The following is a 25,042-nucleotide window of genomic DNA, read 5'->3' as shown; positions in this document are numbered from 1 at the left end:
ATTGGGAAGTGATCGGTCCGACACGGGCTGACGGGTAAGCGCAACACAGGGCAGACTGGCCCTTACACCGACGGAAGGCAGGGGGGACGACAGATGGACGGCATACCGGCCATCCCGCACCAGCGGAACCACCCCGAGGCAGCCCGGCGCCACCCCGCTGCCGCGCCGGACGCCACGGCGGGGGTCCGGCCCGGCAGCCCCGCCGACCCGCCGGACACCGCGGGCGGCGCCGATGCCGGTACTCCGGCCACCGCTTCGGCCGGCACGCCGGATGCCGCGGCCGACGCCACGGACACCGCGGCCACCCCGGACTCCGCAGCCACCGCGGCCACCCCCGCCCAGGTCTCCGCCCAAGCCCCCGCCGCCGCCGCCGGGCCGGACGTGACCGGCGCCGCCGACGCGTACCCCGCTTCCGCCCGCACCGGCACCCGCTTCGCCGTCCTCGGGCCCATCCGCGCCTGGCGCGGCAGCGAGGCGCTGCCCTCCGGCACCCCCCAGCAGCGGGCCCTGCTCGCCGCGCTCCTGCTGCGCGGCGGCCGTACCGCCACCGCGCCCGAACTGATCGACGCCATCTGGGGCGAGGACCCGCCGCAGCAGGCCCTCGCCACCATCCGTACGTACGCCTCCCGCCTGCGCAAGGTCCTCGCGCCAGGCATGCTCGTCAGCGAGTCCGGCGGCTACGCCATCCGCACCCCCACCGGCACCCTCGACCTCGGCATCGCCCGCAGCCTCGCCGCCGACGCCGACCAGGCCCGCACCGCCGGCGACCGCACCCTCGCCCGTACGCTGCTCGCCCGCGCCCTCGACCTGTGGGACGGCGAACCGCTCGCCGGCGTCCCCGGACCGCACGCCGAGACCGAGCGCACCCGGCTCGCCGAGTGGCACCTCCAGCTGCTGGAGACCCGTCTCGACCTCGACCTGGAGCTCGGCCACCACGCCGAGGCCGTCTCCGAACTGACCGCCCTCACCGCCGCGCACCCGCTGCAGGAACGGCTGCGCGAGCTCCTCATGCTCGCCCTGTACCGCAGCGGCCGGCAGGCCGAGGCCCTCGCCGTGTACGCCGACACCCGGCGGCTCCTCGCCGACGAACTCGGCGTCGACCCCCGGCCGGAACTCTCCGCGCTCCAGCAGCGCATCCTGCGCGCGGACGCCGAACTCGCCCGCGCCGAAGACCCGGCCCCGGCCGCCGCGCCCGCACACGTGAGGCCCGCCCAATTGCCCGCCACCGTCGCCGACTTCACCGGCCGCGCCACCTTCGTCAACGAGCTCGGCGAGATCCTGTCCGGCGTCGGGGGCCAGGTCATGGCCGTCTCCGCGCTCGCCGGGATCGGCGGCGTCGGCAAGACCACCCTCGCCGTGCACGTCGCGCACGCCGCCCGCCCGCACTTCCCCGACGGCCAGCTCTACGTCGACCTCCAGGGCACCGAGCCGCGGCCCGCCGAGCCCGTCGCCGTCCTCGGCTCGTTCCTGCGCGCGCTCGGCACCCCCGACACGGCCATCCCGGACACCGCCGCCGAGCGGGCCGCGCTGTACCGCTCCACGCTCGACGGCCGCCGCGTCCTGGTCCTGCTCGACAACGCCCGCGACGCCGCGCAGGTCCGCCCGCTGCTGCCGGGCACCGCGGGCTGCGCCGCCCTCGTCACCAGCCGGGTCCGCATGGCGGGCCTCGCCGGGGCCCATCTCGTCGACCTCGACGTGATGAGCCCCGAGGAGGCCCTCCAGCTGTTCACCCGGATCGTGGGCGCGGAGCGGGTCGGCGCCGAGCGCCAGGCCGCCCTCGACGTGGTCGGCGCCTGCGGGTTCCTGCCGCTCGCCATCCGCATCGCCGCCTCCCGGCTGGCCGCCCGCCGCACGTGGACGGTCTCCGTCCTCGCCGCGAAGCTCGCCGACGGGCGCCGCCGCCTCGACGAGCTCCAGGCCGGCGACCTCGCCGTCAAAGCCACCTTCGAGCTCGGCTACGGCCAGCTCGAGCCCGCCCAGCAGCGCGCGTTCCGCCTCCTCGGCCTCGCCGACGGGCCCGACATCTCGCTGGCCGCGGCGGCCGCCGTACTCGACCGGCCCGAGCACGACACCGAGGACCTCCTCGAGGCTTTAGTGGACTGCTCCCTCCTCGAATCGGCCGCGCCCGGCCGCTACCGCTTCCACGACCTCGTACGCCTCTACGCCCGCGCCTGCGCGGACCGTGACGAGCAGCCGCCGAGCGGGCGGGACGCCGCCCTGGACCGGCTGCTGGACTTCTACCTCGCCACCGCCTCGGCGGTGTACGCGGTGGAGCGCCCCGGCGACCGGCTCCCCGCCCACCTGTCCGCCACCCACTACCCCGGCCTGCGCTTCGCCGAGCCGCGCGCCGCCCTGGACTGGCTCTACGCCGAGGCGGACCCGCTGCTGGCCTGCGTCCGGCAGGCCTCCGTACGCACGACCGGGCAGGCGGACGTACTGCGCCGGGCCGTCGACCTCCTGTGGGCGGCCAAGGACCTCGCCGAGTCGGGGGCCAACTCCAAGCAGTACGAGTCCGCCGCCGTGGCCCTGCGCGACGCCGCGCACGCCGCGAAGGATCCCCACGCGGAGGGCCGGGCCCGGACCACGCTGACCAACGTCCACCTGGTCGCGGGCCGGTTCGACGAGGCCGACGACGAGGCCCGGCAGGCGATGGTCCTGGCCCGCGAGGCCGGCGACCCGCTGCCCAGCTGCTGGGCGCCGAACGACCGCGGGATCATCGCCCTCTACCAGGGCCGGCACGCCGACGGCGAGCGGTACCTGCTGGAGGCCATCGAGAACTTCCGCGCCGACGGCAACCACATCGGCGAGGCCAGCGCGCTGTGCAACCTCTCCCGGATCCATGTCGAACTGGGCCGGCTGACCAGCGCCATCGACCTCGCCGAGCAGGGCATCGCCATATACGACCGGATGGGTCTGACCCTGCGCCTGGCCAACGGCCGCTACGCGCTGGGCATCGCCCTCACGCAGGCCGGGCGGCTCGGTGAGGCGCAGACGCAGCTCACCGAGGCGCTCTCCCTGTTCCACGACAACCGGCAGCCGCTGTGGGAGGGCGTGACGCACTTCCGGCTCGCCGTGGCCCACCTGGCCGCGCACCGGCCCACGCTGGCCGCCGCGCACGCCGAGCAGGCCATCGCGCTGCGCGGCATCGGCGGGGAGTGGCGCCGGGCGACCGTGCTGACGGTGCTGGGCAAGGCGCTGCGCAGGCTGGGGCAGCGGGACCGGGCGCGGGTGTGCTGGCGGGATGCCGAGGTCGTCTTCAAGCAGCTGAAGTCGGCCGAACTGGCCGAGGTCCAAGCCCTGTTGGCTTCCGAGATAGCGGCCTGAGCTGCACCGATCGGCGGATGAACGAGGCATTCATCGTTCGTTTATCGCCGACCGCCACGATAGGTACATCGACTCACCGCGTCGGGGGGCGCGAGAGTCGGCTGGAGGACCACCCGTTCGGCGGTCCGCGGGGGAATCGCCGAACGGGCCCGACCCATCCATCAGGAGAACCGATGACGACGAACGAGAACATCCTGCCGAACGACGGCGACATCAAGCCGATGGACAATCACGCGTCCGGCATCGAGATCAAGCCGCTCGACGACAGCCTGGCACCGGGCGTCGACATCACGCCGATGGACAATCACGCCTCCGGCATCGAGATCAAGCCGAAGCCGCAGGACAACCACACTTCGGGCGAGGACATCGTGGCGATGGACAACCACGCGTCCGGTCCGCGTCCGTAAGACGTCCCACGGGGGATACGGGGGACGGGGGGGGGACGGTCCCACGGGGGATACGGGGGACCGGGACCAACGGAGGGACCACGGGGGATACGGGGTCCCGACGGAGGTCACGGGGGGACCGACGGGGGAGCACAACCAACGGGGGAGCACAACAAGGACGGCGGTCGCGGTGGCCCGGAGGGGGAGCCACCGCGGCCGCCGTCGCATGCGTTCCCCACCGGGCCGGGCCCGTGTCACTAGGCTGGGCTTGTGTTCACCTCCCAGGGACCGACCGTCCGCGAGCTCGCCGTGCAGGCCCTCTCGTCCGTCGAGCGCGGGTACGACCTGCTCTCGCCCAAGTTCGACCAGACCCCCTTCCGCACCCCGGACCGCATGCTCGACGCGGTCGAGGAGACGCTCGCCCAGCACGAAGGCTCCTTCGGGGACGGGCTGGACGTGTGCTGCGGGACCGGCGCGGGGCTGGGGATGCTGCGGCGGCTGTGCCGGGACCGGGTGACCGGGGTGGATCTGAGCGCGGGCATGCTGGCCGAGGCCGCGCGGGCGCACCCCGACGAGCGCATCGACCTCGTACGGGCCGACGCGCGGGCGCTGCCGCCCGAGCTGGCCGGCTCGTACGACCTGGCCGTCAGCTTCGGCGCCTTCGGGCACTTCCTGCCGGCCGAGCGGCCCGCCCTCTTCTCCGGCGTCCACGCCGCCCTGCGCCCGGGCGGCCTGTTCGCGTTCCCGATCGGGGCGCCGATCCCGCCCGTCTCGCCCGTGTGGTGGGCGGTGGCGGGCTTCGATGCCGCGATGCGGCTGCGCAACGCCGTGTGGCGGCCGCCGTTCGTCATGTACTACCGGACCTTCCCGCTCGGCGGCGTCCGCGCCGACCTGCTGGCGGCCGGCTTCACGGTGGAGACCCTGCCGCTGGAGCCCTTCGGCCGCCGCAACGACGGCACACCCCGCTGGCGGCTGCTCCTGGCCCGGAAGCCGGCCTGACGGATCAGCCGCGCCGAGCACCCGTACACAAGGGTGCGGCCGAGCGCGTCGGTGTCGAGGACGAGGAGGGCGAGCCCGTCGTCCACGTCTACGAGCTGGACACGGTCACCCGGACGTACGTCCCGACCGGGATCCATCGCGACCGGCTCAAGGTGGCGGTCCCGTTCCCCGCGGACATCGACCTGGGCACGCTCACCCCTTGATCAAGCGGGTCCGGGTGGCGGCGGGGCTCAGCGGGCGCGCAGTTTCCGCTTCAGGACCTTGCCGCTCGCGTTGCGCGGGAGTTCGGTGACGAACTCGACCTCGCGCGGGACCTTGTAGTTGGCCATCTCCCGGCGGGACCAGGCGATCAGGTCGTCGGCGGTGAGGGTGGAGCCGGGGCGGCGTACCGCGTAGGCCTTGCCGACCTCGCCCAGGCGCGGATCGGGGACTCCGACGACGGCGACGTCCGCGATGTCCGGGTGCAGGCCGAGGAGTTGCTCGATCTCGGCGGGGTAGGCGTTGAACCCGCCGACGATGAACATGTCCTTGATCCGGTCGGTGATGCGCAGGTTGCCGTCGGTGTCGAGGACCCCGACGTCGCCGGTGCGCAGCCAGCCGTCGGGGGTGACGGCCGCGGCGGTCTCGGCCGGGTCCTCGAAGTAGCCCTGCATGACGTGGTGGCCGCGGACCCACACCTCGCCCGCCGTGCCGGCGAGCTGGGCGTACCCGTGCTGGTCGGCGATCTTCACCTGGGTGTCCGGGATGGCCCGTCCCGAGGTCGAGGCGATGATCTCGGCCGGGTCGCCGCGGCGGCACATCGTGACGATGCCGCTGGCCTCGGAGAGCCCGTACGCGGTGAGCACGGTGGAGATGTGCAGTTCTCCGCGCAGCCGCTCGACGAGCTGGAGCGGGACGACGGCGGCGCCGGTGACGACCAGGCGGAGGGCGGACAGGTCGTGGTGGTCGCGCTGGGGGTGGTCGAGGAGCGACTGGTGGAGGGTGGGCGGGCCGGGGAGTACGGAGATCCGCTCGGCGGCGATGTTGGCGAGGACGGTGTCCACGTTGAAGACGGGCTGCGGGACCATCGTGGCCCCGCGCATCAGGCAGGCGATGATGCCGGCCTTGTAGCCGAAGGTGTGGAAGAAGGGGTTCACGATCAGGTAGCGGTCGCCCTCGCGCAGGCCGGCGAGCTCGCTCCAGACGTCGTAGCAGCGCAGGGACTGGGCGTGGGTGATCACGGCGCCCTTGGGACTGCCGGTGGTGCCGGAGGTGAAGATGATGTCGGAGGGGGCCTCGGGGCGGATCGACTCGGCTCGCTCGCGCACGGTCTCGGCGCTGATGTCGTCCCCGCCGGCCAGGAAGTCCTTCCAGGTGCGGAAGGACTGGGGGGCGTCCTCGGCGAGGACGACGACCTGCTCGAGGTGCGGCAGTCCGGGCAGCGGGCCGCGGCCGCCCTCCCCTTCGGCGGCGGCCCTGCGCAGGGAGGCGACGTACGAGGTGCCGAGGAAGGTGCCGGTGACGAAGAGGAGCCTGGCCCGGCTGCGCCGCAGGACGTACGCGGCTTCCGAGCCTTTGAAACGGGTGTTGAGGGGGACGAGGACGGCGCCCGCCGAGACGGCGCCGAGCGCGGAGACGATCCACTCCAGGGTGTTGGGGGCCCAGACGGCGACCCGGTCCCCCGGCTCGACCCCGGCGGCGATGGCGGCGGCCGCGGCCCGCTCGACGCGCTCGCCGAGCTGCGCGTAGCTGATGCGGACGCGTCCGTCGACGACGGCCTCGCGGTCGGCGTACTGCCCGGCCGCCGCGCGCACCAGTCCCGCGATGCTGCCCCAGCGCAGATCCCCCCGCACGTCTTCGCTCATCGCACACCCCTCCCAGTAGCTGACTATCCGTCAGATTAGCTGTAGCCTTCGCGGCTGTCAGTACTGGTGCAGCCCCGGAGGTGGCGATGGCGGCAACACTCAAGGACGCTACGGCGATAGTCGGGATCGGCCAGACCGCCTTTGCCAAACGGCTCCCCGAGTCCGAGAAGGAACTGGCCTGCCGCGCGATCCTGGCCGCCCTCGCGGACGCCGGGATCGCCCCGGCCGAGGTCGACGCCTTCTCCTCCTACACGATGGAGGAGACCGACGAAGTGGAGGTCGCCAAGGCCATCGGCGCCGGCGACGTCACCTTCTTCTCCAAGATCGGCTACGGCGGCGGCGGTTCCTGCGCCACCGTCGGCCACCTCGCGGCAGCCGTCGCCACCGGCCAGGCGAGCGTCGGCGTCGCCTGGCGCTCGCGCAAACGCGGCTCCGGCCCGCGCCCCTGGAAGAACACCGCCGTCCAGCTGCCCACCCCCGGCCAGTGGACCCGCCCCTTCGGACTGCTGCGGCCCGCCGACGAGATCGGCATGCTGGCCCGCCGGTACATGCACGAGTACGGCGCCACCCGCGACCACCTCTTCAACGTCGCGATGGCCTGCCGCAACCGGGCCAACGAGAACCCGGCCGCGATGATGTACGAACGCCCGCTGACCCGCGAGATGTACATGACCGCCCGCATGATCAGCGACCCGCTCTGCCTCTTCGACAACTGCCTGGAGACCGACGGGGCGCTGGCCTGCGTGATCGTTTCCGCCGAGCGCGCCCGCGACTGCCGGCAGAAGCCCGTGTACGTCCACTCCGTCGCCCAGGGGCTGCCCGCCCAGCACCACGGCATGGTCAACTACTGGAACGACGACCCGCTGTCCGGCCCCGCCTGGACCGCCGCCCGGCACCTGTGGAAGCAGGCCGACTTCGGGCCGCAGGACGTGGACGTGGCCCAGATCTACGACGCCTTCACCCCGCTGATCCCGCTCTCCCTGGAGGGCTACGGCTTCTGCGGGCGCGGCGAGGGCGCCGCGTTCACCGAGGGCGGCTCCCTGGAGATCGGCGGCCGGCTCCCGATCAACACCGGGGGCGGCGGACTGTCCGAGGCGTACGTGCACGGCTTCAACCTGATCAACGAGGGCGTCAAGCAGCTGCGGGGCGTCTCCACCGCCCAGGTGCCGGACGCCGCGACCTGCCTGGTGACCGCGGGCGAGGGTGTTCCGACGTCCGCGATCCTGCTGCGAGCCTGAGGAGCGAGCGACCATGACGACGACCCCGGCACCGGCAACACCTCCGGCCACGGACCCTGCCCCTGCCCCGGCAACCGCCACGGCGGACCAGCTGCTGCTGCCCGTTCCCGACGAGGACGGCGCCCCCTTCTGGGAGTACGCCGCCCAGGGCGAACTCCGCGTCCAGGCCTGCACCGCGTGCGGCCGGCTCCGGTTCCCGCCCAGACCCTGCTGCCCGCACTGCCAGTCGTTCGACTCGGAGTGGCTGGCGATGAGCGGCCGCGGCCGCATCTGGTCCTACGTACGGCCGCACCCGCCGCTGCTCCCCGCGTACGCCGCGCAGGCCCCGTACAACGTGATCCTCGTGGAGCTCGCCGACGCCCCGCACATCCGCCTCGCCGGGAACCTGGTCGCCTCCCCCGGCGCCCCCCTGAACTCGGTGGACCCGGCCCGGCTGCGCATCGGCGCCCGGGTCCAGGTGGTGTTCACCGAGACCGGCGGGATGACCGTGCCGCGCTGGGTACTGGAGAAGCCATGACGGTACGGGTGGAGCGGGACAAGGCGGGCGGGGTCGCGGTCGTCACCCTGGACCGGGAGCGCAAGCACAACGCGATCGACCTGGCGACGGCCGCTGAACTGGCCGAGGTGTGGCGGGAGTTCCGGCATGCGCAGGACGTCCGCGCAGTGGTGCTGACGGGGGCCGGTCCGGCTGCCTTCTGCACGGGCATCGACCGCGGCGTCTGCGTACCGCAGCCCGCCTCCCCGTACTCGGTCGACGACCCGCTGCTGTCCGTCGGCCCGAAGGCGAACGACCTGTGGAAGCCGGTGGTCGCCGCCGTCAACGGCATGGCGTGCGGCGGGGCGTTCTACCTGCTGGGCGAGTCGGAGTTCATCGTCTCCTCCTCGGCCGCGACGTACTTCGACCCGCACACGGCGTACGGGATGGTCAGCGCGTACGAGGCCGTGTACATGGCGCAGCGGATGCCCTTCGGGGAGGCCGCCCGGATGTCCCTGATGGGGACGGCGGAGCGGCTCTCCGCGCAGCGGGCGTACGAGATCGGCCTGGTCTCGGAGCTGACGGCGCCCGAGGAGCTGCTCCCGGCGGCGCTGCGGGCGGCGCAGACCCTGGCCGGGTACCCGACGGAGGCCGTGCAGGGCACCGTACGGGCCCTGTGGTCGGCGAAGCAGGCGGCGCTGCAGCAGGCGCTGGCCCAGGCCCCGGCGCTGATCTCGCTGGGGAACCTCCCGCCGGAGCGGCAGGCGGACCTGTTCACCGGGCGCCGGGCGGCCCCGGAGCCGCGGGTGCGCTGAGCGGCGTCGGCGGCGTCGGCCACGCCAGGCGCGCCGGCGGCTAGTCGATCCGGCCGACGGCGCAGGTCTTCACGTCCGCGGCCTTGTCGTCGTGGACCATCGGGGCGGTGACGGTCTGGGTCTCGCGGGCCTTGAGCGTGACGCGGACGGAGGTCCGGTCGACGACGCCGTTCGCGCCCTCGAAGGTGAGCGGGACGTCGACGGTGCGCTGCTTGTCCACGTCGGAGGTCACCCTGAGGACGGCCTTCGGGCTGCCGGGGCCGGCACAGGAGACGACCTGGGCGTGTGCGGGCGGGCCGGCGCTCTTGGTGGGCGACGGCGTCGACTTCCCGCCACCGTTGCTGTTGTTGTTGCTGTTGTAGCTGCTCTTCTTCTTGGAGCTGGAGCATCCGCCGCCGCTGCCGCTGCCCTTGCTCTTGCTCTTCCCGCCATGCCCGCCGGACGAGAAGCCCGTGAGCGCGAAGACGACGGCGACGAGCACGGCGGTAAACCTGATACGACGTCCAGCCACCATGGCTCAATCCCCTCCCTGACAACGGCGGGCCACGCTATCACCGCCGTCCGCGCCGGGACACAGGGTGCGCATGGCGCGCCATGCGCAGGAAACGTGAGGGCCCACCCGGTGCTTGGCCCGCTCACAGTTGCCATGCATATGATCAAAGCCGGCCAACGGGGAGGCGCACCATGTCCGGTTCCTTGCGGCGCAGTTGAACGTGAAGACGCTGTGGAAGCTGTGAGGGGATCCGGTGCTGACCTACTACGAAGTCATAACCACGGACCTGGGCCTGCTGACGACGGCCGCCGCCAAATGGGAGGAGATGGCGGGCGAGCTGAAGAAGGTCGAGACCCGCTACGCCGACTCCGTGCAGAAGATCACGCTCGGCGGGGAGACCTGGAACGGGGTCAGCCAGCAGACCGCCCATACGAACTTCGCGGCGACCCGCTACGAGTACACCGCCGCGCAGTCCCAGGCCAAGGCGATCGGGAGCCTGCTGCGCGACGCGCACGAAAAGTTCACCGATCTGAAGAAGAAGCTGGAGAGCGCGCGCGACGACGCGATAGCCGCCGGCATGACCGTCTCCGAGCAGGGACGCGTCGCGTTCGACTACGCGAAGCTCACGCCTTCCGAGCGCAGCGCCTACCACCACGACCCCGACGGCCAGAAGACGATCAGCGAAGCCGTCGGCAAGTGGCAGCAGCACATCGACGACCGGGTGAAGGCCGTCGCCGAGCTCGACCAGAACGTCAAGACCGCCCTCAGCGCCGCCGTCATCGACAGCAACCGGGACGCCTTCGGCAAGGGCAACGACGAATCGCTCACCGGGTTCAACCGCTACGCCGAGGGCGACCTGGACAAGGCCCCCAAGAAGCTCGACGACGGATCCGGGGACAAGCCCAAGGAGGACGACGGCTTCAGCTTCACCGGACCCGATGCCGGCATGAAGCTCACCGGCACCAAGTACGGCAAGGAGGGGTCGATCAAGCTCTACGCCGACCTCTTCCACATGACGTACAAGGGTGAGTACAACAACGGGGCGCTCACGCTCGGCGGGCTCGACGACATGTACCTGGGAGCCAGGGCCACCGCGAACTACGGCTTCACCAACAAGGGCCTCACCGGCAAGGTCGAGGCGTCCGCGGGCATCCGGGCGATGCTGGAGGGGCACGCCAACTACGGGGTCGTCGGCGGCTACGGGCGCTTCGAGGGATTCGCGGGCGGCGAGGCCTCCGCCAGCCTCACGCTGGGCAAGGAGGGCTTCAACGGCGGCTTCAAGGCGTTCGCCGGCGAGAAGGCCAGCGTCGCCGCGGGCGGGGAGGTCGCCGGGCTCGGCGCCGGCGCCACGGCCGAGGGCTGGTACGGCGCGGGCGCAGAATTCAAATGGGACTTCGGCAAGGGGGAGGACGGCAAGTACCACTTCGGCGGCAAGGCGGGCCTCGCCCTCGGGCTCGGCGGCGCCGTGGGCGGCGAGTTCACGGTCGACCCGGGCAAGGTCAAGGACGCCGCGGGCGACGCGGCCGACTGGGTGGGCGACACGGCCGGCTCCGTCAAGGACGAAGTCACCAGCTGGTTCGACTGATCGACTGATGTACTCCCCCTGTGGAAGGAGGGCCTGAAATGCCCACGACCCTGCCGGTGCCGATCGAGTTCAGCCTGCCGGAAGGCTGGCAATCCGCCCCTCCGGACGAGGTGGGCGCTCCGGGCGTGGCGTTCATCGCGCTGCACTCGCAGCCGGATGCCGGGTTCACCGCCAACATCACCGTCGACGGCGACTTCCGGCCGGACGCGGCGACGCTGGCCGACATGGCCGAGGAGTCGGTGGAGCGCGTACGCCAGGTCGCCGAGTCGGTGGTGGTGACCAGCCGCCGCGAGCTCGGCTCCGAGGCCTCGCCGGGCCTGGCCCAGAGGCTGACCCTGTCGGCCGTCGCGGGCGGCGTGCGCCGCGACCTCGTCCAGTCCCACGTCTACCTGGCCGTGCTGGACCTCGAGAACCCGCACCGGCGTGCGGTGATCCGGCTGATCCTGACCTCGACCGCGGCGCAGGAGGACAGTGTCGTGGGCGACTACCGGGATTTTCTGCGCACCGTCAGCCTCGACACCGGGGAGGAAGCCCGCTGATGGGCCGCCTCTGGGACCGGTACATGGGCACGGTGCGCGCCGACAGCGGCGTTACGGCGATCCCCACCACGGAACTGCGGGCCGCGCTGCTCGCGCTGAACGGCACGGGCGTGGTGTTCGGCGTGCGCGAGGCGGGCGGCGGGGGCGCCGACCTGGTGGCGGACTGGAAGGTCATGGAACCCGCCACCGGCTCCGGCATGAGCCGCCGGCAGGTGGAGCGGACCTTCAAGATCTGGATGCGTCTGGTCCCCGGGGAGCGCGTGGTACGGGCCATGGACGAGCAGTGGGCGGTCACGCGGGCCGGCAACCCGCCCGGCCGGACCGTCCAGCGCGAGCACGGCCGCGGGCCGATCCGCCTCCGGCACAAGGAGTGGACCTTCGAGCGCGACGCCGACGGCCGCCGCCGGAAGGTCGAGTCGTTCCGCCTGGACTCCCGGGACCTGAAGGACCCGCTGCGCACAACGGTCCTCGGCGCGGGCTGGTCCTGGCACGGCGTACGCAAGCTCTGACGCGCCCGGACGCGGACATGGCGGCGGCCCCGGCCCCCGGTGAGGGGGCGGGGCCGGCCGGCCGGGTCAGGCAGTGGTGCCGACGGGGATCAGACCGCTTCGACGACGCCCGAGGCCGCGATCTCGATCTTGCCGCGAGTGGCGCCCGAGGGGGTGCCGAGCTTCTCGATCTGGTCCACGATCTCGGAGCCCTCGACGACCTCGCCGAAGACGACGTGCTTGCCGTCGAGCCACGGGGTGAGGACGGTGGTGATGAAGAACTGCGAGCCGTTGGTGTTGCGGCCGGCGTTCGCCATCGACAGCAGGTACTTGCGGTCGTGCTTCAGCTGGAAGTTCTCGTCCTCGAACTTCTCGCCGTAGATGCTCTTGCCACCGGTGCCGTTGTGGTTGGTGAAGTCGCCGCCCTGCAGCATGAACTGCGGGATGACGCGGTGGAAGCCGGAGCCCGCGTAGCCGAAGCCGTTCTGGCCGGTGGCCAGCTCGCGGAAGTTCCGGGCCGTCTTCGGGACGACCTCGTCGAAGAGGGTGAAGACGATGCGGCCGGCGGGCTTGCCGTCGATGTTGATGTCGAAGTAAACGTTGCTCATGGGGTCCATCCTGTCACTCCCGGTACCGCACGCGACCCGGAGGGGCCCGAAAACCCTCACCCGGCCGTACGGGTCCCCGTTCCCTTGGCGGCGTCCAGGGCATACACGCAGCGGTCCTTGCTGCACGCATAGACCACACCCGCCTCGGCCACCGGGGCGCCCGTGATCTCCCCTCCCGTGGCCAGCTTCCAGCGCAGCTGGCCGCCCGCCGCGTCCAGGGTGTACAGGCAGTGGTCGGCGGAGCCGAAGTGCACGCGGCCGTCCGCCACCGCCGGCGGGCCGGTGATCTCGCCGCCCGCGGCGAACCGCCACTTCGGGGTGCCGGTGACGGCGTCGAGCGTGTACAGCGCGCTGCCCGCGCCCAGGTGGACGTTGCCGTTCGCGACCAGCACCGGGTCCGAGGAGGGCCGCGGCTCGGTGGCGATGCGCCAGCGGTCGTTGCCGGTGGCCGCGTCCAGGGCGTAGACGGTGCCCAGGTAGTCGGCGAGGTAGACCCCGCCGCCCGTGACCGCCGCGCCGGGCGCGAAGGCCGGGGCGGCCAGGAAGACCGCGGGGGCCTCGAAGTGCCAGCGGACCCGGCCCGAGGCCCGGTCCACGGACAGCACGCGGGTGCCGGCGGCGACGTAGACGTTGCCGTCCGGGGCCGGGGTGACCCGGACCGGGACGTTGCCGCAGGAGGCCGCGTCGCCCACCGGGTACGACCAGGCCTCGCGGCCGCTGCGGGCGTCCAGGGCGCGCAGCCGCGCGTCCTGCCACACGTACACCGTGCCCTCGTGCAGGACGGGGGCCGCCTCCGGGGTCTCGAAATCGCTCTGGGCGCCGGTCAGCTCCCACAGCTTCTGGCCGCTGGACGCCTCCCAGCCCTGTACGCCGCCCCCGCGCGTGGCGGTGACGACCGTGCCCCGGTCGGCGCGCAGGGCGTACACCCAGGCGTCGGTGTTCAGCCGCCACCGCTCGGAGCCGTCGGAGGCGTCGAGCGCGTAGAGGGAGGGGCCGTCGGAAGCGTGGATACGGCCGTCCGCGACGGCCATGGACCAGGCCACGTCGCGGGTCTTGAACTGGCGGCGGCCGCTGGCCACGTCCAGCGCGTGCACCTCGAAGGAGGTCACGTAGAGCAGGTCTCCGGCGACGGTCGGGGTCCCCCAGACCTCGTTCGACATGCGAAAGCGCCACGGCCGCCAGCGGCCGCTGTCCGGCGCCGGGCCGGGGGACGGCACCACGGCCGACGCGGCGGAGGAGGCCTGGGCCGGGCCCGAGGCGGCCGCCACACCGCCCGGCGGGCGGACCCAGCCGGTCGCCGAGTCCGCGGCGGACGCGTGCGCGGCGGGCGCCGAGGCGCTCGCGCGCGGCCCGGGCCCGATCGGCACCGGGGAGCTCCCGAGGCGGACCGGCTCGCCGGACAGCGCAGCAGACGGCGCGGGGGACGTCGGCCTGGGCGGGTGCTGCGGGCGCTGCGGGACGGCCTGGCCGGTCCGCGGGTCGACCCACGGGTCGGCGCCGCCGCGCGGCTCCCGGCGGTGCGTGGCGGCCTCGGCGGCGCGCCCGGCAGGGCGGCCGGGCGCGGGGACGGGCGCGGCCGCCGTACGCTGCCCCGCCCGCCGGGCCTCGATCATCGCGACGGCCCGGCCCGGCAGCCACGCCGAAGCGGTACCGCTGTCGTCGCCGCCGTCGAAGAGGTGCGGGGCGAGCTGCGCCTGGAGGTCGGCCGGGGTCGGGCGCTGGGTGGCGTCCATCTGCATGCAGGAGTCGATCAGCGGCCGCAGCTCGTCCGGGAGCCCCTCCAGGTTGGGCTCGTCGCGCAGCAGCATGAACACCGTCTCCACCGGGTTGGCCCCGTGGTACGGCGGATGCCCGGTGGCGGCGAAGACGAGAGTGGAGCCGAGCGAGAAGACGTCGCTGGCGCCCTTGACGCTGCGCGAGTCCTTCGCCTGCTCGGGCGACATGTACGCGGGCGTGCCGACGGCGACGTTCGTCATGGTCAGCCGGGTGTTGGAGACGCCGCTCGCGATGCCGAAGTCGATCACGCGCGGGCCGTCCTCGACGACGAGCACGTTGGACGGCTTCAGGTCGCGGTGGACGAGGCCGGCGCCGTGGATGGACTGCAGGGCCTCGGCGATGCCGGCGGCGAGCCACCGTACGGCCTGGGCGGGCATCGGCCCGCACTCGTTGACGATCTCCTCCAGCGAGGGCGCCGGGACGTACGCGGTCGCCAGCCACGGCACGGCGGCCCGCGGGTCGGCGTCGACCACGGCCGCGGTGTAGAAGCCGGACACGGCGCGCGCCGCCTCCACCTCGCGGGTGAAGCGGACCCGGAACAGCTGGTCCTCGGCGAGCTCGGTCCGCACCGTCTTGATCGCCACCCGGCGTCCGGATGCCGACCGCGCGAGATAGACCAGCCCCATGCCGCCGGCGCCGAGCCGTCCCAGCACCTCGAAGGGGCCGATCCGTCTCGGGTCGTGCTGCGTCAGCTGCTCCACCACTCGCCTCACAATCCCCGTACGGGCCCTTGCCGGGCCCGTTCCCACCTGCACGCGCGCCGGCACGGCGGTCGGCCCCGTGCAGCGTCTCACCCCGGGCGCCGCCCGGGGTCGCGCAACCCCGATTCTGTCAGGCCCGCGCCGGGGCCGTGTCGTCACAGTCCGGGCGGGGCGGACAGACGTACGGCGGACGGACGACGGACGGCAGACGTACGGGCGGACGACGTACGACGCGGCGGAGGCCCGGCCTTCCCCTGCCCGGCGGCCGCTAGCCCATCGGCCCGGTACGGGGCTCCGAGAGCAGCGCGAACATCGCGCCCTGGTTGTCGGCGACGACCGCGATCCGCCCGTACGGCGTGTCGAAGGGGTCGGCGGTGACGCGGCCGCCGAGCCGCTTCACCATCGCGACGGACTCGTCGCAGTCCGGGACGGCGAAGTACACGAGGAAGTGCGCCGGCATGATCTCCGGGAACGCGTCGGTGATCAGGCTGCGCCCCATCACGGCGGTCTCCGCGCCTGGCCGGCTGCCGGGCGGGGACCACAGGCGGTACTCGACGCCCGTGCCCGCGTCGTCCTGGTCCTCGGGGACGTAGCCGAAGACGTTGGCGTAGAACACGTCGACCGCGTCGCGGGCCCGCGTGTAGACCTCGCTCCAGCAGTACGTGTACGGCTCCTGCTGGGCCTCGAAGCCGTGGTGGGTGCCGGGCTGCCACAGGCCGAAGACGGCCCCGCCGGGGTCGGCGGCGAGCCCGGCGGCGCCGTACGGGCCCACCGGCTGGGGGTCCATGACCATCTGGCCGCCGGAGGCGCGGATGCGGGCGGCGCACGCGTAGGCGTCGGAGGTGTAGAGGTAGATCCCCCAGACGGTGGGCATGCGGCCATCGGGTTTGGGGGCGAGGGCGGCGACGTTGCGGCCGCGGCTGTAGGCCTGGGTGTAGCCGCCGTACTCGGGGCCGGCGCTGCCGCTGAAGGTCCACCCGAAGAGCTCACCGTAGAAGCGCTTGCCCGCCTCGACGTCCGGAAGCGAGGCGTCCACCCAGCAGGGTGTGCCCTCCGCGAATGCGGCCATGGCCCGTTTCCTTCCGTTTTGCCCTTTGCCCCGTGCCCCTCAGCCATGATCTGCCCGAAAACTTGTCCACAGCCTGTTGATAAGACTAATCGGGGGATACCGAGAGGAAGCGGTCGGGTCACCCGGGCGGGCGTCCGCTCGGATTTCGCACAGGATCCGCCCCGGATCCGCCCGGGACGTACCCGGAACCGGCACCTCCTCGGGGCCTCGCCCGCCCGTGCTCCGGGCGGATTCCGAGCGGATCCCGGCCGGAAACGGCCACCCGGCAGGGCCCGGGGTGCGGGCTTCGCCCAGGCCAGGTGTCGCGTAACCCCATTTGCAGGCGGCCGAATCGCGCGCAGATCACCCCTCGGTAAGCTGACGGCATGACAGGACAAGTACGCACCGTCGACGGCCGCGTTGCCGGCCGGCGCGGTCAGGCGACGCGGCAGAAGCTGCTGGACTGCCTCAGCGAGATGCTCAGCTCCTCGCCGTACCGCGACGTCAAGGTGATCGACGTCGCGCGCAAGGCCGGCACCTCCCCCGCGACCTTCTACCAGTACTTCCCGGACGTCGAGGGCGCCGTCCTGGAGATCGCCGAGCAAATGGCCACGGAGGGCGCGCAGTTGACGGCGCTCGTCGAGGGCCGCAGCTGGGTCGGCAAGGCCGGCTGGCAGGCCGCCGAGGAACTCGTCGAGGGATTCCTGGACTTCTGGCGGCGCAACGACGCGATCCTGCGGGTCGTCGACCTCGGCGCGGCCGAGGGCGACAAGCGCTTCTACAAGATCCGCATGAAGATCCTGAACTCCGTCACCAACTCCCTCACGGAGTCGATGAAGGAGCTCCAGGCCAAGGGCAAGGTCGACAAGGACCTCAGCCCGGCGGCGATGGCGGGTTCGCTGGTCGCGATGCTGGCCGCGGTGGCCTCGCACCAGAAGGGCTTCCAGACCTGGGGTGTCAAGCAGGCCGAGCTCAAGCCGAACCTGGCGCTGCTCGTCCACCTGGGCATCACGGGCAAGAAGCCGACCAAGTAACGGCGGACCCTCCCCGGGGTCCGCCGCCCTCTCCAAGCCGCTCTCCCCCTCCCCCTCCCCTTCCCCTCCCCTTCCCCTCCCCTTCCTCCCCCTTCCCTCCCCCGGCTGGCGGCCGACCGCCCCGATCAGCGACGCTCCAGGCGGAACAGCCGGATCTCGCGCTCGATGCGCGCCTGGTACGTCGCGTACGGCGGCCAGAACCTCAGCACGGCCTGCCACGCCGCCGCGCGCTCCTCGCCCTCCAGCAACCGGGCCCGTACCGCGATGTCCTGGCCCTTCCAACTCACGTCCGCGTCAGGATGCTTGAGCAGGTTCCCGGTCCACGCCGGGTGCCCGGGGCGGCCGAAGTTGGAGCCGATGAGGAGCCAGCTGACGCCTCCCTCCTCCGGCATGCAGGCGAGCGGCGTGGTGCGCGGTTCGCCCGTCCTGGCGCCCTTGGCGGTCAGGATCACGCCGGGCAGCATCTGCGCACTGAGCATGACCCTGCCGCGGGTCAGCTTGTGCACCGCCTTGTCCATGGCAGGGATGAAGTGCGGTGCGATCTTGGCGAACAGCATGGTCGAGGAGACCTTCTGCATCAGCTTGACGCCGGCTGCCACGGCCATCAGACGGCCACCTTCTCTTGTGGGGTGGTGAACAGGCCCGCGCGGTGGGCGGCGTGCGCCCGCAGGCGGTGGACCGGGCCGAACAGCAGCTCGTCGGCCGCCGCCCGCTTGAAGTACAGGTGTGCGTCGTGCTCCCAGGTGAAGCCGATGCCGCCGTGCAGCTGGATCGCCTCGCCGGCCGTGACCCGCAGGGCCTCCAGGGCCTGGGCGAGGGCGAGGCCGCCCTGCTGCGGGTCCCAGGCGGCGTAGTAGGCCGCCGAACGGGCCGCCTGTACGTGTACGTAGAGGTCGGCGAGGCGGTGTTTGACCGCCTGGAACGAGCCGACGGGCCGGCCGAACTGCTCGCGCCGGCGTACGTACTCCACCGTGCGGGCCAGCGCCTGCCCGGCCGCCCCGACCGCCTCGGCGGCGAGGACGGCGGCTGCGGTACGCCCGGTGGCGGCGAGCGCGGCGAGGACGCCGCCGTCGGCGCTGCTGCCGGTATCGGCTCCGAGCAACTCTGCCGGGGTGTCGCGGAGTTGGATGCGGGCCTGCGGCCGGGTCTCGTCCAGGGTGGCCTGCCGCGACCGGACGAGCCCGGGGGCGTCCTCCCGTACGAGGAACAGCAGGGTCCGGCTCCGGGCGAACCCGCCGGTGTGCGCGGCGACCAGCAGCAGGGAGGCGCTGTGCCCGTCGAGCACCTGGGCGACCTCCCCGTACAGCCGCCAGCCGCCGTCCTCACCGGCCTTGGCCTGGACCCCGCCGGCCCGGCCCCCTCCGGCCCACTCCCCGGGGGCGTTCTCGCCGGTCAGCGCGAGGGCGGTGGACAGCACCGGGCCGGGGACGGCGAGGGCCGCGGTGAGCCCGCCGGCGGCGAGCGGCCGGAGCAGTGCGGAGCACTGGGCCGCGGTGCCGAGGGCGGTGATCAGCGGCACGGCGAGCACGGCGGTGGCCAGCAGTGGCGAGGGCAGCAGCACCCGCCCGGTCTCCTCGCAGGCCAGCGCCAGGTCGGCGGGGGTGCAGCCGACGCCCCCGTACTCCTCGGCGACGGCGATGCCCGGCAGGCCGAGCTGCGCGGAGAGCTGCTGCCACAGCTCGCGGTCGTGTCCGGCGGCGGTGCGGACGGCGGCTTTGACCTCGTCCGGGCCGCAGCGTTTGCCCAGGATCTCGCGCAGGGTACGGCGCATCTCGTCCTGCTCCGCGGTGAAGGCGGCATCCATCGTCGGGCTCCTCCCCGTATCTGACGGGCCGTCATGTTAGGGCGGGCGGCGACAGATGCACAGGGGGCGGGGGGCTCGGGTGTCGGGCGGGCCGGGTTGCACGGACTAGAAACTGACGGTACGTCAGATGTACGGTCTGGTGCATGCCTGGACCCACGCCTGAACCTCGCAACGGACGCCGCCGGGTCGCCGTCGTCGGCGTCGCCCTCTCGGACTGCGGCCGGGTGGACGGCCCCACCCCGTACGCCCTGCACGCGCAGGCCGCCCGGCGGGCGCTGGCCGACTCCGGCCTGGACCGCTCCGTCGTCGACGGCTTCGCCTCGGCGGGCCTCGGCATCCTCGCGCCGGTCGAGGTGGCCGAATACCTGGGGCTGCGCCCCACCTGGGTCGACTCCACCTCGGTGGGCGGATCGACCTGGGAGGTCATGGCGGCGCACGCGGCGGACGCGATAGCGGCCGGCCACGCCAACGCCGTACTGCTCGTCTACGGCTCGACGGCGCGGGCCGACATCAAGGCCCGGCGGCGCACCTCGAACCTCTCGTTCGGAGCGCGGGGGCCGCTGCAGTTCGAGGTGCCGTACGGGCACACACTGATCTCCAAGTACGCGATGGCGGCCCGCCGCCACATGCACGAGTACGGGACGACGCTCGAGCAGCTCGCCTCGGTGGCCGTCCAGGCGCGCGCCAACGCCGCAACGAACCCGGACGCGATGTTCCGCACGCCGCTCACGGTGGACGAGGTCCTCTCCAGCGAGATGATCGCGGACCCGTTCACCAAGCTGCACTGCTGCATCCGCTCGGACGGCGGCTGCGCGGTGCTGCTGGCTGCGGAGGACTACGTACCGGACACCGCCAAGTCCCCCGTGTGGATCCTGGGCACGGGCACGTCCGTCTCCCACACCACGATGTCGGAGTGGGAGGACTTCACCGTCTCCCCGGCGGCGGTCTCGGGCCGCCTGGCCTTCGAGCGGGCGGGCCTCACCCCGGCGGACGTGGACCTCGCGGAGATCTACGACGCCTTCACGTACATGACCCTGGTCACCCTGGAGGACCTCGGCTTCTGCGCGAAGGGCGAGGGCGGGGCCTTCGTGGAGAAGGGCCGCCTCCTCCGGGACGGGGAACTGCCGGTCAACACCGACGGCGGCGGCCTCTCGGCCTGCCACCCGGGCATGCGCGGCCTGTTCCTGCTGGTCGAAGCGGTCCGCCAGCTCCGCGGCGAGGCAGGCCCGACCCGCCAGGTAACCAAGCGCGGCGGCCGCCTCCCGGAGGTGGCCCTGGCATCGGGCACGGGCGGCTGGTTCTGCTCGTCGGGGACGGTGATCCTGGGGCGGGGGTAGGGGCGGACTGCGCACGCTCGGGCGCGGGGAGGCGGGCGGGAGCCCGGGGGGCGGCCGACTCGGGGTCGGGAGGGTCGTTCGGGACACCCGCGGCGGGGTCCGGGCACTCGGGGGCGAAGGTGGATCGGGAGGTCCGCGGCGAGGTCCATGCATTCAGCGCCGGACGGTAGATCGGGAGGCCCGCGGCGAGGTCCACGCACTGGGGGGGGCGGGAGGGCCGGTCGGGACATCGAGGGGGGCCGCACACTCGAGGACGGAAGAGGTCGCCCGGGAGGCCAGGGGGCGGGGTCCGTGTACTCCGCGTCGGAGGAGTGTCCGGGGGCGTCCCGTCAGTCCACTGTCCTTCCGTGTCGCGCCGGTCCCTCAAGGGCGCTCCTCCTTCGTCGTCGCGTCGCTACGCGATGGCCTACGGCCACCCTTGACCGACCGGCCCGCCCCGGAATGCCATAAGACTGCCGGGAAGCCCCCGGACACACACCGACACCGAGTCGGCAGACCCCGCCCCCGGCCTCCCGACCGACCCCTCCCGCCCCCGACCCCCGATCCACCCTCCCGACGCCGAGCACACAGACCCCGAGCACACCGACCCCGCCCCCACACCCCGGCCGACAGCAACGGCGCTCAATCACTCAACACGAAGCGTGGCGCGTCGCTCAGTACTGCCAGCGGGGTTGGCTGCCGTCCAGGCGGCAGTGGATCAGGCGGCCGTTCTCGGCGTGGGTGGACCTGCCCAGGTCGGCCTTGCGGCAGAACTGCCCTGCCTTGTAGCAGTTCCCGGCGTTGGAGACGATCTCGCACGTGCCGCCGGCGGGCGGGGTCGCCTCCTTCGTCGGCGCCTTGGTGGCCGGCGGCTTCGGTGCGCTGCCGCTCCCCCCGGTGGAGCCGGACGAACCGGACGAGAGCGTACGGGTGGGGGCCGGCTTCGCGTCGGGCGTCTGCGCGGGCGGCTCGGCAGTCGTGGCGGCGGGTGTCGGGGTGGCGGACGGGGAGGGCGTGGGCGTCGGGGAGGGAGACGGTGTCGGGGAGGCCGATACGCTCAGCGAGGGGCTCGGCGGCAGCGATACGGCAGGGCCGCCGCTCTCCGCCGGGCCGCAGGCCACCGCCGTGCAGGCCACCAGGAGGGCCACCGCCATGCGGCGGATCGCTCCGCCGCGCCGTCTGCCGCGTATCGCGCCCGTACCGCTCGCGCCGCTCGCTCTGCTGCCGCCGTTGTGCATGATGAGCCCCCACCTCGAGTCGTTGAAGGCTGCACATCATAGGAACGACAGGGGCTCCGGATCCGGCGAATGCCGAAGCCGGGTCCCGTGGTTCGATGGGCGGCATGACCCGCGAGATCAGCAGCTCCGAGATGGATGACATCGAGGCGTTCCACGCCACCCTGCACTCCCTGCGCGTGTGGGACGGCCCGCTGCCCGGCTTCGATCCCGAGGCCGCGCCCGCCGAGCCGTTGGCGCTGTTCCGGGAGTGGTTCCTGCATGCCGCCGAGGCGGGGCAGGCGGAGCCGCACACGATGAGCCTCGCGACGGTGGACACCGACGGGCGGCCCGACGTACGCATCCTGATGCTGCACGACGCCGACGGGCACGGCTGGCACTTCGCCTCGCACGCCATCAGCGCCAAGGGCCGGCAGCTGGCCGCGCACCCGGACGCAGCGCTCGGGTTCTACTGGCCGGCCGTGGCCCGGCAGATCCGGATCCGCGGCCGGGTCACCGCCTGCGGGCCGGAGGAGAGCCGGGCGGACCTGGCGGTCCGCTCGCGGGGTGCGCTCGCGGCGGCGCTGACGGGGCGGCAGAGCGAGGTGCTGGGTTCGGTGCAGGAGCTGGCGCAGGCCTCGGCGGTGGCGTGGGAGCGGGCCGGCACCGAACCGGATGCCCCGGCCCCGACCTGGACCCGGTACGTCCTGGACGCCGATGAAGTCGAGTTCTTCCAGGGTGACGCGGCCCGCCGGCACGTCCGGCTGCGCTACCGCCGCAACGGGGACGGCGGCGGCTGGATCCGCGAGCTGCTCTGGCCCTAGGTCGTCTCTCCCGGATCTTGCCGGTTGAGCCCGCGTCGTCCGGTGCCGTGCATCGCAAGGCGGAGAGGCTCGCGATTACTGGACGTCCTCGGGTGCCTCGACAACGCGGCGAGGTGCGGTGCCGGGCGGCGCGGGTCAGGCAAGATCCGGAAGAGACGGCCTGGCGGTGGACGAGGGCGGGAGGGGGCGCACATCAGCCCTCTTGGGACCCGTTGGGCCCAATGGGGGCTGTCTGGGCGTCCGCCTCCCCGTCCCGTCAGGAGTTCCCGGGGCGGAACACCGCTACGTGGATCCCCTCCGCCGCCTCGCGGAACGTCACCCGGAGCGGCATCCCGATGCGCAGGTCTGCCGGGGCGCAGTCCACCACCTCGGTCATCATCCGGGGGCCCTCGGCCAGGTCGACCACGGCCGCCGCGTACGGGACGCGCGCGGCGAACGGCGGGAGGTCGTTCCGGTGGATCACCGACCAGGTGTAGAGGGTGGCGCGGCCGCTCGCCGGCTCCCAGGCCACCCGGTCCTCGCTGGCCCAGCAGAACGGGCAGAACTCCCGCGGGTAGTGGTGGGCCCGCCCGCAGTCGGCGCAGCGGCGCAGCAGGAGCCGGCCCTCGGCGGCCGCGTCCCAGTAGGGGCGGGTGAAGTCGTCGATGTCGGGGAGGTCGTAGCGGGTGCTCACAGGAAGAGTCCCGTCGCCGCGTCGAGGGACCAGGTCTGCCAGGACATCGCGAAGAGGGCGACGAGCGAGATGAGGGCCATCATCGCGTTCTGGCCCTGCTCGGCCCAGTCGTGGATCATCAGGATCAGGTAGAGCAGGTTCAGGAGCAGGCCGCCGACCAGGGCGATGGGTGTGAGGAAGCCGAGGACCAGGCCCAGGCCGAGGGCGAGTTCGGCGTAGACGACGATGTACGCCATCAGCCGCGGGCGCGGCTGGACGACCTTCTCGAAGCTGCCCTTCACGAACGGCCAGCGGTGCTTGCCTGCGACGTCGGCGGCCCAGGCGATGCCGGTGCCGCGTTCGAACCAGCCCTTCTTGTCCTTGTGCCGCCAGCTCTCCAGCCACCACAGGCCGAGGCCTATCCGGAGCACGGCGAGCCATTCGGCCCCACTGAGCCAGACGGTCTGCATCGGGCCCTCCTCCCTTGATCTGACGGTACGTCAGTTCAGCGGATCCGGGGCGATCCCGCAAGGGTCCCGCCCGGGCCCGGAAGCCGTCCGTGATCGATCCGCAACCGATTCCCTCCTTGTCCGAGACCCATCAACGCTGTGTGTCGATACGATCACTCCTCATGCCCGGAGTCCCCACATCCCCCGACTTGACCACCCAGCCTCGCCCGGTGTACGTGATCGGAGCCGGCCCCGGCGGCCTCGCCGCAGCCGCCGCACTGCGCGCCCGCGGGGTCCGCGCGGTGGTCGTCGAGAAGTCCGACGAGGTCGGCACCTCCTGGCGGAACCACTACGACCGCCTCCACCTGCACACCACGCGCCGGCTCTCCGCCCTCCCCGGGCTGGCCGTGCCGCGCCGCTTCGGCCGGTGGGTCTCGCGTGACGACGTGGTGCGGTACCTCGAGAGGTACGCCGAGTTCCACGAGCTGGAGCTCGTCACCGGCGTCGAGGTGACCCGGATCGACCCGGCCCCCGGCGGGGACGGCTGGCTCCTGCACGCCACCGGCGGGCGGGTGCTCGACGCCCGGGCCGTCGTCGTCGCCACCGGGTTCAACCACACGCCCGCGCTGCCCGACTGGCCGGGCCGCGACGCGTACGCCGGGCAGCTGCTGCATGCCCGCGACTACCGCAACGCCGAGCCCTTCGAGGGCCGGGACGCGCTCGTCGTCGGCACCGGCAACACCGGCGCCGAGATAGCCGTCGACCTGGCCGAGGGCGGGGCCGCGCGGGTGCGGCTCGCCGTGCGCACCGCCCCGCACATCGTGCGCCGCTCCACCGCGGGCTGGCCCGCACAGCGCACCGGGATCCTGGTGCGCCGGCTGCCCGTACGGCTCGTGGACCGGCTCGGCGCGCTCGTCGCCAAGGCCTCCGTCCCCGACCTGACGGCGTACGGGCTCCCCCGCCCCGGCGCCGGCCTGTACAGCAGGGTCAAGGAGGGCGCGATCCCGGTCCAGGACGTCGGCCTGATCGACGCCGTGCGCACGGGCAGGGTCGAACCGGTCGCCGCCGTCGCCTCCTTCGAGGGCGCCGAGGTGGTGCTCGCGGACGGTTCGCGGATCACCCCGGACGCGGTGGTCGCGGCCACCGGATACCGCCGCGGCCTGGAGGGCCTGGTCGGACACCTGGACGTGCTCGACGGGCGCGGGCGGCCCCGTACGCACGGCATCCGCACGCCCGCGCAGGCCCCCGGCCTGTACTTCACCGGCTACACCAACCCCATCAGCGGCATGTTCCGCGAGATGGCCCTGGACGCCGAGAAGATCGCCAAGGCCCTGTCCCGCCGGCTCGGCCCCCGAACGGGCCTCCCGCCGGCCGAGCCCCTGCCGGACACGGGCCTGCGCCCGGTCGACCCCCTCGCGTAGCGGCCGGGC

23 protein-coding genes and 1 pseudogene are annotated in these 25,042 nt (G+C 73.2%); 14 read left to right on the top strand and 10 right to left on the bottom strand.

Annotated features, from left to right (window positions below; translation table 11 throughout):
- Positions 1-93 precede the first annotated feature (93 nt).
- From OHT74_RS22475 to OHT74_RS22460, 4 genes and pseudogenes are all read left to right on the top strand, one after another.
- Complete coding sequence (locus OHT74_RS22475; protein ID WP_328621184.1) at positions 94-3,324, top strand: AfsR/SARP family transcriptional regulator; 3,231 nt, start codon at positions 94-96, stop codon at positions 3,322-3,324.
- Between the two features lie 173 nt (positions 3,325-3,497).
- The gene (locus tag OHT74_RS22470; RefSeq protein WP_328621183.1) at positions 3,498-3,731 is read left to right on the top strand and encodes a hypothetical protein; all 234 of its coding nucleotides are present in this window, start codon (positions 3,498-3,500) and stop codon (positions 3,729-3,731) included.
- Between the two features lie 249 nt (positions 3,732-3,980).
- Complete coding sequence (locus OHT74_RS22465) at positions 3,981-4,709, top strand: class I SAM-dependent methyltransferase (RefSeq protein WP_328621182.1); 729 nt, start codon at positions 3,981-3,983, stop codon at positions 4,707-4,709.
- Positions 4,710-4,762: 53 nt separating this feature from the next.
- Positions 4,763-4,912: pseudogene (locus OHT74_RS22460) on the top strand (Uma2 family endonuclease); the annotation flags it as partial.
- Positions 4,913-4,939: 27 nt separating this feature from the next.
- On the opposite strand, the gene OHT74_RS22455 reads toward OHT74_RS22460, so the two are convergent.
- On the bottom strand, positions 4,940-6,553 hold the full coding sequence (locus tag OHT74_RS22455) for a FadD3 family acyl-CoA ligase (protein ID WP_328621181.1): 1,614 nt from the start codon (positions 6,551-6,553) through the stop codon (positions 4,940-4,942).
- Between the two features lie 86 nt (positions 6,554-6,639).
- Here OHT74_RS22455 and OHT74_RS22450 point away from each other — a divergent pair, with 86 nt between their 5' ends.
- The 3 genes from OHT74_RS22450 to OHT74_RS22440 all read left to right on the top strand — a co-directional run bounded on the left by OHT74_RS22450 (position 6,640) and on the right by OHT74_RS22440 (position 9,081).
- Positions 6,640-7,791: a lipid-transfer protein gene (locus tag OHT74_RS22450; RefSeq protein ID WP_328621180.1), complete on the top strand. Its 1,152-nt coding sequence runs from the start codon at positions 6,640-6,642 to the stop codon at positions 7,789-7,791.
- Between the two features lie 91 nt (positions 7,792-7,882).
- Positions 7,883-8,308 carry a Zn-ribbon domain-containing OB-fold protein gene (locus tag OHT74_RS22445; RefSeq protein ID WP_266672944.1) on the top strand — a complete coding sequence of 142 codons (426 nt, stop codon included), beginning with the start codon at positions 7,883-7,885 and terminating at the stop codon, positions 8,306-8,308.
- Positions 8,305-9,081: an enoyl-CoA hydratase/isomerase family protein gene (locus OHT74_RS22440; protein ID WP_266666140.1), complete on the top strand. Its 777-nt coding sequence runs from the start codon at positions 8,305-8,307 to the stop codon at positions 9,079-9,081. The genes OHT74_RS22445 and OHT74_RS22440 overlap by 4 nt, the downstream gene beginning before the upstream one ends.
- Before the next feature lie 40 nt (positions 9,082-9,121).
- Here OHT74_RS22440 and OHT74_RS22435 read toward each other — a convergent pair whose 3' ends face one another.
- Positions 9,122-9,595: a hypothetical protein gene (locus OHT74_RS22435; protein ID WP_328621179.1), complete on the bottom strand. Its 474-nt coding sequence runs from the start codon at positions 9,593-9,595 to the stop codon at positions 9,122-9,124.
- A 232-nt stretch (positions 9,596-9,827) separates the two neighbouring features.
- Between OHT74_RS22435 and OHT74_RS22430 the strand changes: the two genes are divergently transcribed.
- The 3 genes from OHT74_RS22430 to OHT74_RS22420 are packed head-to-tail and all read left to right on the top strand — an operon-like array spanning position 9,828 to position 12,207.
- Positions 9,828-11,159, top strand: a complete 1,332-nt coding sequence (locus OHT74_RS22430; RefSeq protein WP_266666138.1) for a hypothetical protein — start codon at positions 9,828-9,830, stop codon at positions 11,157-11,159.
- A gap of 38 nt (positions 11,160-11,197) precedes the next feature.
- Positions 11,198-11,698 carry a hypothetical protein gene (locus OHT74_RS22425; protein WP_328621178.1) on the top strand — a complete coding sequence of 167 codons (501 nt, stop codon included), beginning with the start codon at positions 11,198-11,200 and terminating at the stop codon, positions 11,696-11,698.
- Positions 11,698-12,207 (top strand): hypothetical protein, encoded by a 510-nt coding sequence (locus OHT74_RS22420; protein ID WP_266666136.1) that lies wholly within the window; start codon positions 11,698-11,700, stop codon positions 12,205-12,207. Before OHT74_RS22425 ends, OHT74_RS22420 begins: the two co-directional genes overlap by 1 nt.
- 89 nt (positions 12,208-12,296) lie before the next feature.
- Here the strand turns inward: OHT74_RS22420 and OHT74_RS22415 are convergent, their stop codons facing one another.
- From OHT74_RS22415 to OHT74_RS22405, 3 genes are all read right to left on the bottom strand, one after another.
- Positions 12,297-12,794: a peptidylprolyl isomerase gene (locus OHT74_RS22415; protein ID WP_266666135.1), complete on the bottom strand. Its 498-nt coding sequence runs from the start codon at positions 12,792-12,794 to the stop codon at positions 12,297-12,299.
- A 56-nt stretch (positions 12,795-12,850) separates the two neighbouring features.
- Positions 12,851-15,274, bottom strand: coding sequence for a serine/threonine-protein kinase (locus OHT74_RS22410; protein ID WP_328621177.1), 2,424 nt, complete (start codon positions 15,272-15,274; stop codon positions 12,851-12,853).
- Positions 15,275-15,539: 265 nt separating this feature from the next.
- Positions 15,540-16,340, bottom strand: coding sequence for a VOC family protein (locus OHT74_RS22405; protein ID WP_266666133.1), 801 nt, complete (start codon positions 16,338-16,340; stop codon positions 15,540-15,542).
- Positions 16,341-16,705: 365 nt separating this feature from the next.
- Here OHT74_RS22405 and OHT74_RS22400 point away from each other — a divergent pair, with 365 nt between their 5' ends.
- Complete coding sequence (locus tag OHT74_RS22400) at positions 16,706-17,353, top strand: TetR family transcriptional regulator (RefSeq protein ID WP_328621176.1); 648 nt, start codon at positions 16,706-16,708, stop codon at positions 17,351-17,353.
- A gap of 125 nt (positions 17,354-17,478) precedes the next feature.
- Here the strand turns inward: OHT74_RS22400 and OHT74_RS22395 are convergent, their stop codons facing one another.
- Both OHT74_RS22395 and OHT74_RS22390 read right to left on the bottom strand, forming a co-directional pair.
- The gene (locus tag OHT74_RS22395) at positions 17,479-17,958 is read right to left on the bottom strand and encodes a nitroreductase family deazaflavin-dependent oxidoreductase (protein ID WP_328621175.1); all 480 of its coding nucleotides are present in this window, start codon (positions 17,956-17,958) and stop codon (positions 17,479-17,481) included.
- Complete coding sequence (locus tag OHT74_RS22390) at positions 17,958-19,157, bottom strand: acyl-CoA dehydrogenase family protein (RefSeq protein WP_328621174.1); 1,200 nt, start codon at positions 19,155-19,157, stop codon at positions 17,958-17,960. The genes OHT74_RS22395 and OHT74_RS22390 overlap by 1 nt, the downstream gene beginning before the upstream one ends.
- A 143-nt stretch (positions 19,158-19,300) precedes the next feature.
- On the opposite strand from OHT74_RS22390, the gene OHT74_RS22385 reads away from it, so the two are divergent.
- Positions 19,301-20,494 carry a thiolase C-terminal domain-containing protein gene (locus tag OHT74_RS22385; protein WP_266995237.1) on the top strand — a complete coding sequence of 398 codons (1,194 nt, stop codon included), beginning with the start codon at positions 19,301-19,303 and terminating at the stop codon, positions 20,492-20,494.
- Positions 20,495-21,147: 653 nt separating this feature from the next.
- On the opposite strand, the gene OHT74_RS22380 is transcribed toward OHT74_RS22385, so the two are convergent.
- Positions 21,148-21,711, bottom strand: a complete 564-nt coding sequence (locus OHT74_RS22380) for a hypothetical protein (protein ID WP_266666130.1) — start codon at positions 21,709-21,711, stop codon at positions 21,148-21,150.
- 104 nt (positions 21,712-21,815) lie between these two features.
- Between OHT74_RS22380 and OHT74_RS22375 the strand changes: the two genes are divergently transcribed.
- Complete coding sequence (locus OHT74_RS22375; protein WP_328621173.1) at positions 21,816-22,511, top strand: pyridoxine/pyridoxamine 5'-phosphate oxidase; 696 nt, start codon at positions 21,816-21,818, stop codon at positions 22,509-22,511.
- A gap of 256 nt (positions 22,512-22,767) precedes the next feature.
- On the opposite strand, the gene OHT74_RS22370 is transcribed toward OHT74_RS22375, so the two are convergent.
- Positions 22,768-23,184: a Zn-ribbon domain-containing OB-fold protein gene (locus OHT74_RS22370; protein WP_328621172.1), complete on the bottom strand. Its 417-nt coding sequence runs from the start codon at positions 23,182-23,184 to the stop codon at positions 22,768-22,770.
- Entirely contained in the window at positions 23,181-23,633 is a 453-nt protein-coding gene (locus OHT74_RS22365; protein ID WP_328621171.1) for a DoxX family membrane protein, read from the bottom strand. The genes OHT74_RS22370 and OHT74_RS22365 overlap by 4 nt, the downstream gene beginning before the upstream one ends.
- A 161-nt stretch (positions 23,634-23,794) precedes the next feature.
- Between OHT74_RS22365 and OHT74_RS22360 the strand changes: the two genes are divergently transcribed.
- Complete coding sequence (locus tag OHT74_RS22360; RefSeq protein WP_328621170.1) at positions 23,795-25,033, top strand: flavin-containing monooxygenase; 1,239 nt, start codon at positions 23,795-23,797, stop codon at positions 25,031-25,033.
- Positions 25,034-25,042 lie beyond the last annotated feature (9 nt).

This window comes from Streptomyces sp. NBC_00354, from assembly GCF_036106915.1.
Classification (GTDB): domain Bacteria; phylum Actinomycetota; class Actinomycetes; order Streptomycetales; family Streptomycetaceae; genus Streptomyces.
Note: the sequence above shows the minus strand (reverse complement) of the source record. Positions and strands in the feature narration are given on the sequence as shown.

Bases quoted from the DNA above. Each gene is read 5' to 3' on its own strand.
- OHT74_RS22375 (WP_328621173.1), top strand. From the start codon at position 21,816: ATGACCCGCGAGATCAGCAGCTCCGAGATGGATGACATCGAGGCGTTC.
- OHT74_RS22425 (WP_328621178.1), top strand. From the start codon at position 11,198: ATGCCCACGACCCTGCCGGTGCCGATCGAGTTCAGCCTGCCGGAAGGC.
- OHT74_RS22420 (WP_266666136.1), top strand. From the start codon at position 11,698: ATGGGCCGCCTCTGGGACCGGTACATGGGCACGGTGCGCGCCGACAGC.
- OHT74_RS22365 (WP_328621171.1), bottom strand. From the start codon at position 23,633: ATGCAGACCGTCTGGCTCAGTGGGGCCGAATGGCTCGCCGTGCTCCGG.
- OHT74_RS22390 (WP_328621174.1), bottom strand. From the start codon at position 19,157: ATGGATGCCGCCTTCACCGCGGAGCAGGACGAGATGCGCCGTACCCTG.
- OHT74_RS22360 (WP_328621170.1), top strand. From the start codon at position 23,795: ATGCCCGGAGTCCCCACATCCCCCGACTTGACCACCCAGCCTCGCCCG.
- OHT74_RS22380 (WP_266666130.1), bottom strand. From the start codon at position 21,711: ATGCACAACGGCGGCAGCAGAGCGAGCGGCGCGAGCGGTACGGGCGCG.
- OHT74_RS22400 (WP_328621176.1), top strand. From the start codon at position 16,706: ATGACAGGACAAGTACGCACCGTCGACGGCCGCGTTGCCGGCCGGCGC.
- OHT74_RS22450 (WP_328621180.1), top strand. From the start codon at position 6,640: ATGGCGGCAACACTCAAGGACGCTACGGCGATAGTCGGGATCGGCCAG.
- OHT74_RS22395 (WP_328621175.1), bottom strand. From the start codon at position 17,958: ATGGCCGTGGCAGCCGGCGTCAAGCTGATGCAGAAGGTCTCCTCGACC.
- OHT74_RS22440 (WP_266666140.1), top strand. From the start codon at position 8,305: ATGACGGTACGGGTGGAGCGGGACAAGGCGGGCGGGGTCGCGGTCGTC.
- OHT74_RS22475 (WP_328621184.1), top strand. From the start codon at position 94: ATGGACGGCATACCGGCCATCCCGCACCAGCGGAACCACCCCGAGGCA.
- OHT74_RS22405 (WP_266666133.1), bottom strand. From the start codon at position 16,340: ATGGCCGCATTCGCGGAGGGCACACCCTGCTGGGTGGACGCCTCGCTT.
- OHT74_RS22470 (WP_328621183.1), top strand. From the start codon at position 3,498: ATGACGACGAACGAGAACATCCTGCCGAACGACGGCGACATCAAGCCG.
- OHT74_RS22435 (WP_328621179.1), bottom strand. From the start codon at position 9,595: ATGGTGGCTGGACGTCGTATCAGGTTTACCGCCGTGCTCGTCGCCGTC.
- OHT74_RS22455 (WP_328621181.1), bottom strand. From the start codon at position 6,553: ATGAGCGAAGACGTGCGGGGGGATCTGCGCTGGGGCAGCATCGCGGGA.
- OHT74_RS22415 (WP_266666135.1), bottom strand. From the start codon at position 12,794: ATGAGCAACGTTTACTTCGACATCAACATCGACGGCAAGCCCGCCGGC.
- OHT74_RS22385 (WP_266995237.1), top strand. From the start codon at position 19,301: ATGCCTGGACCCACGCCTGAACCTCGCAACGGACGCCGCCGGGTCGCC.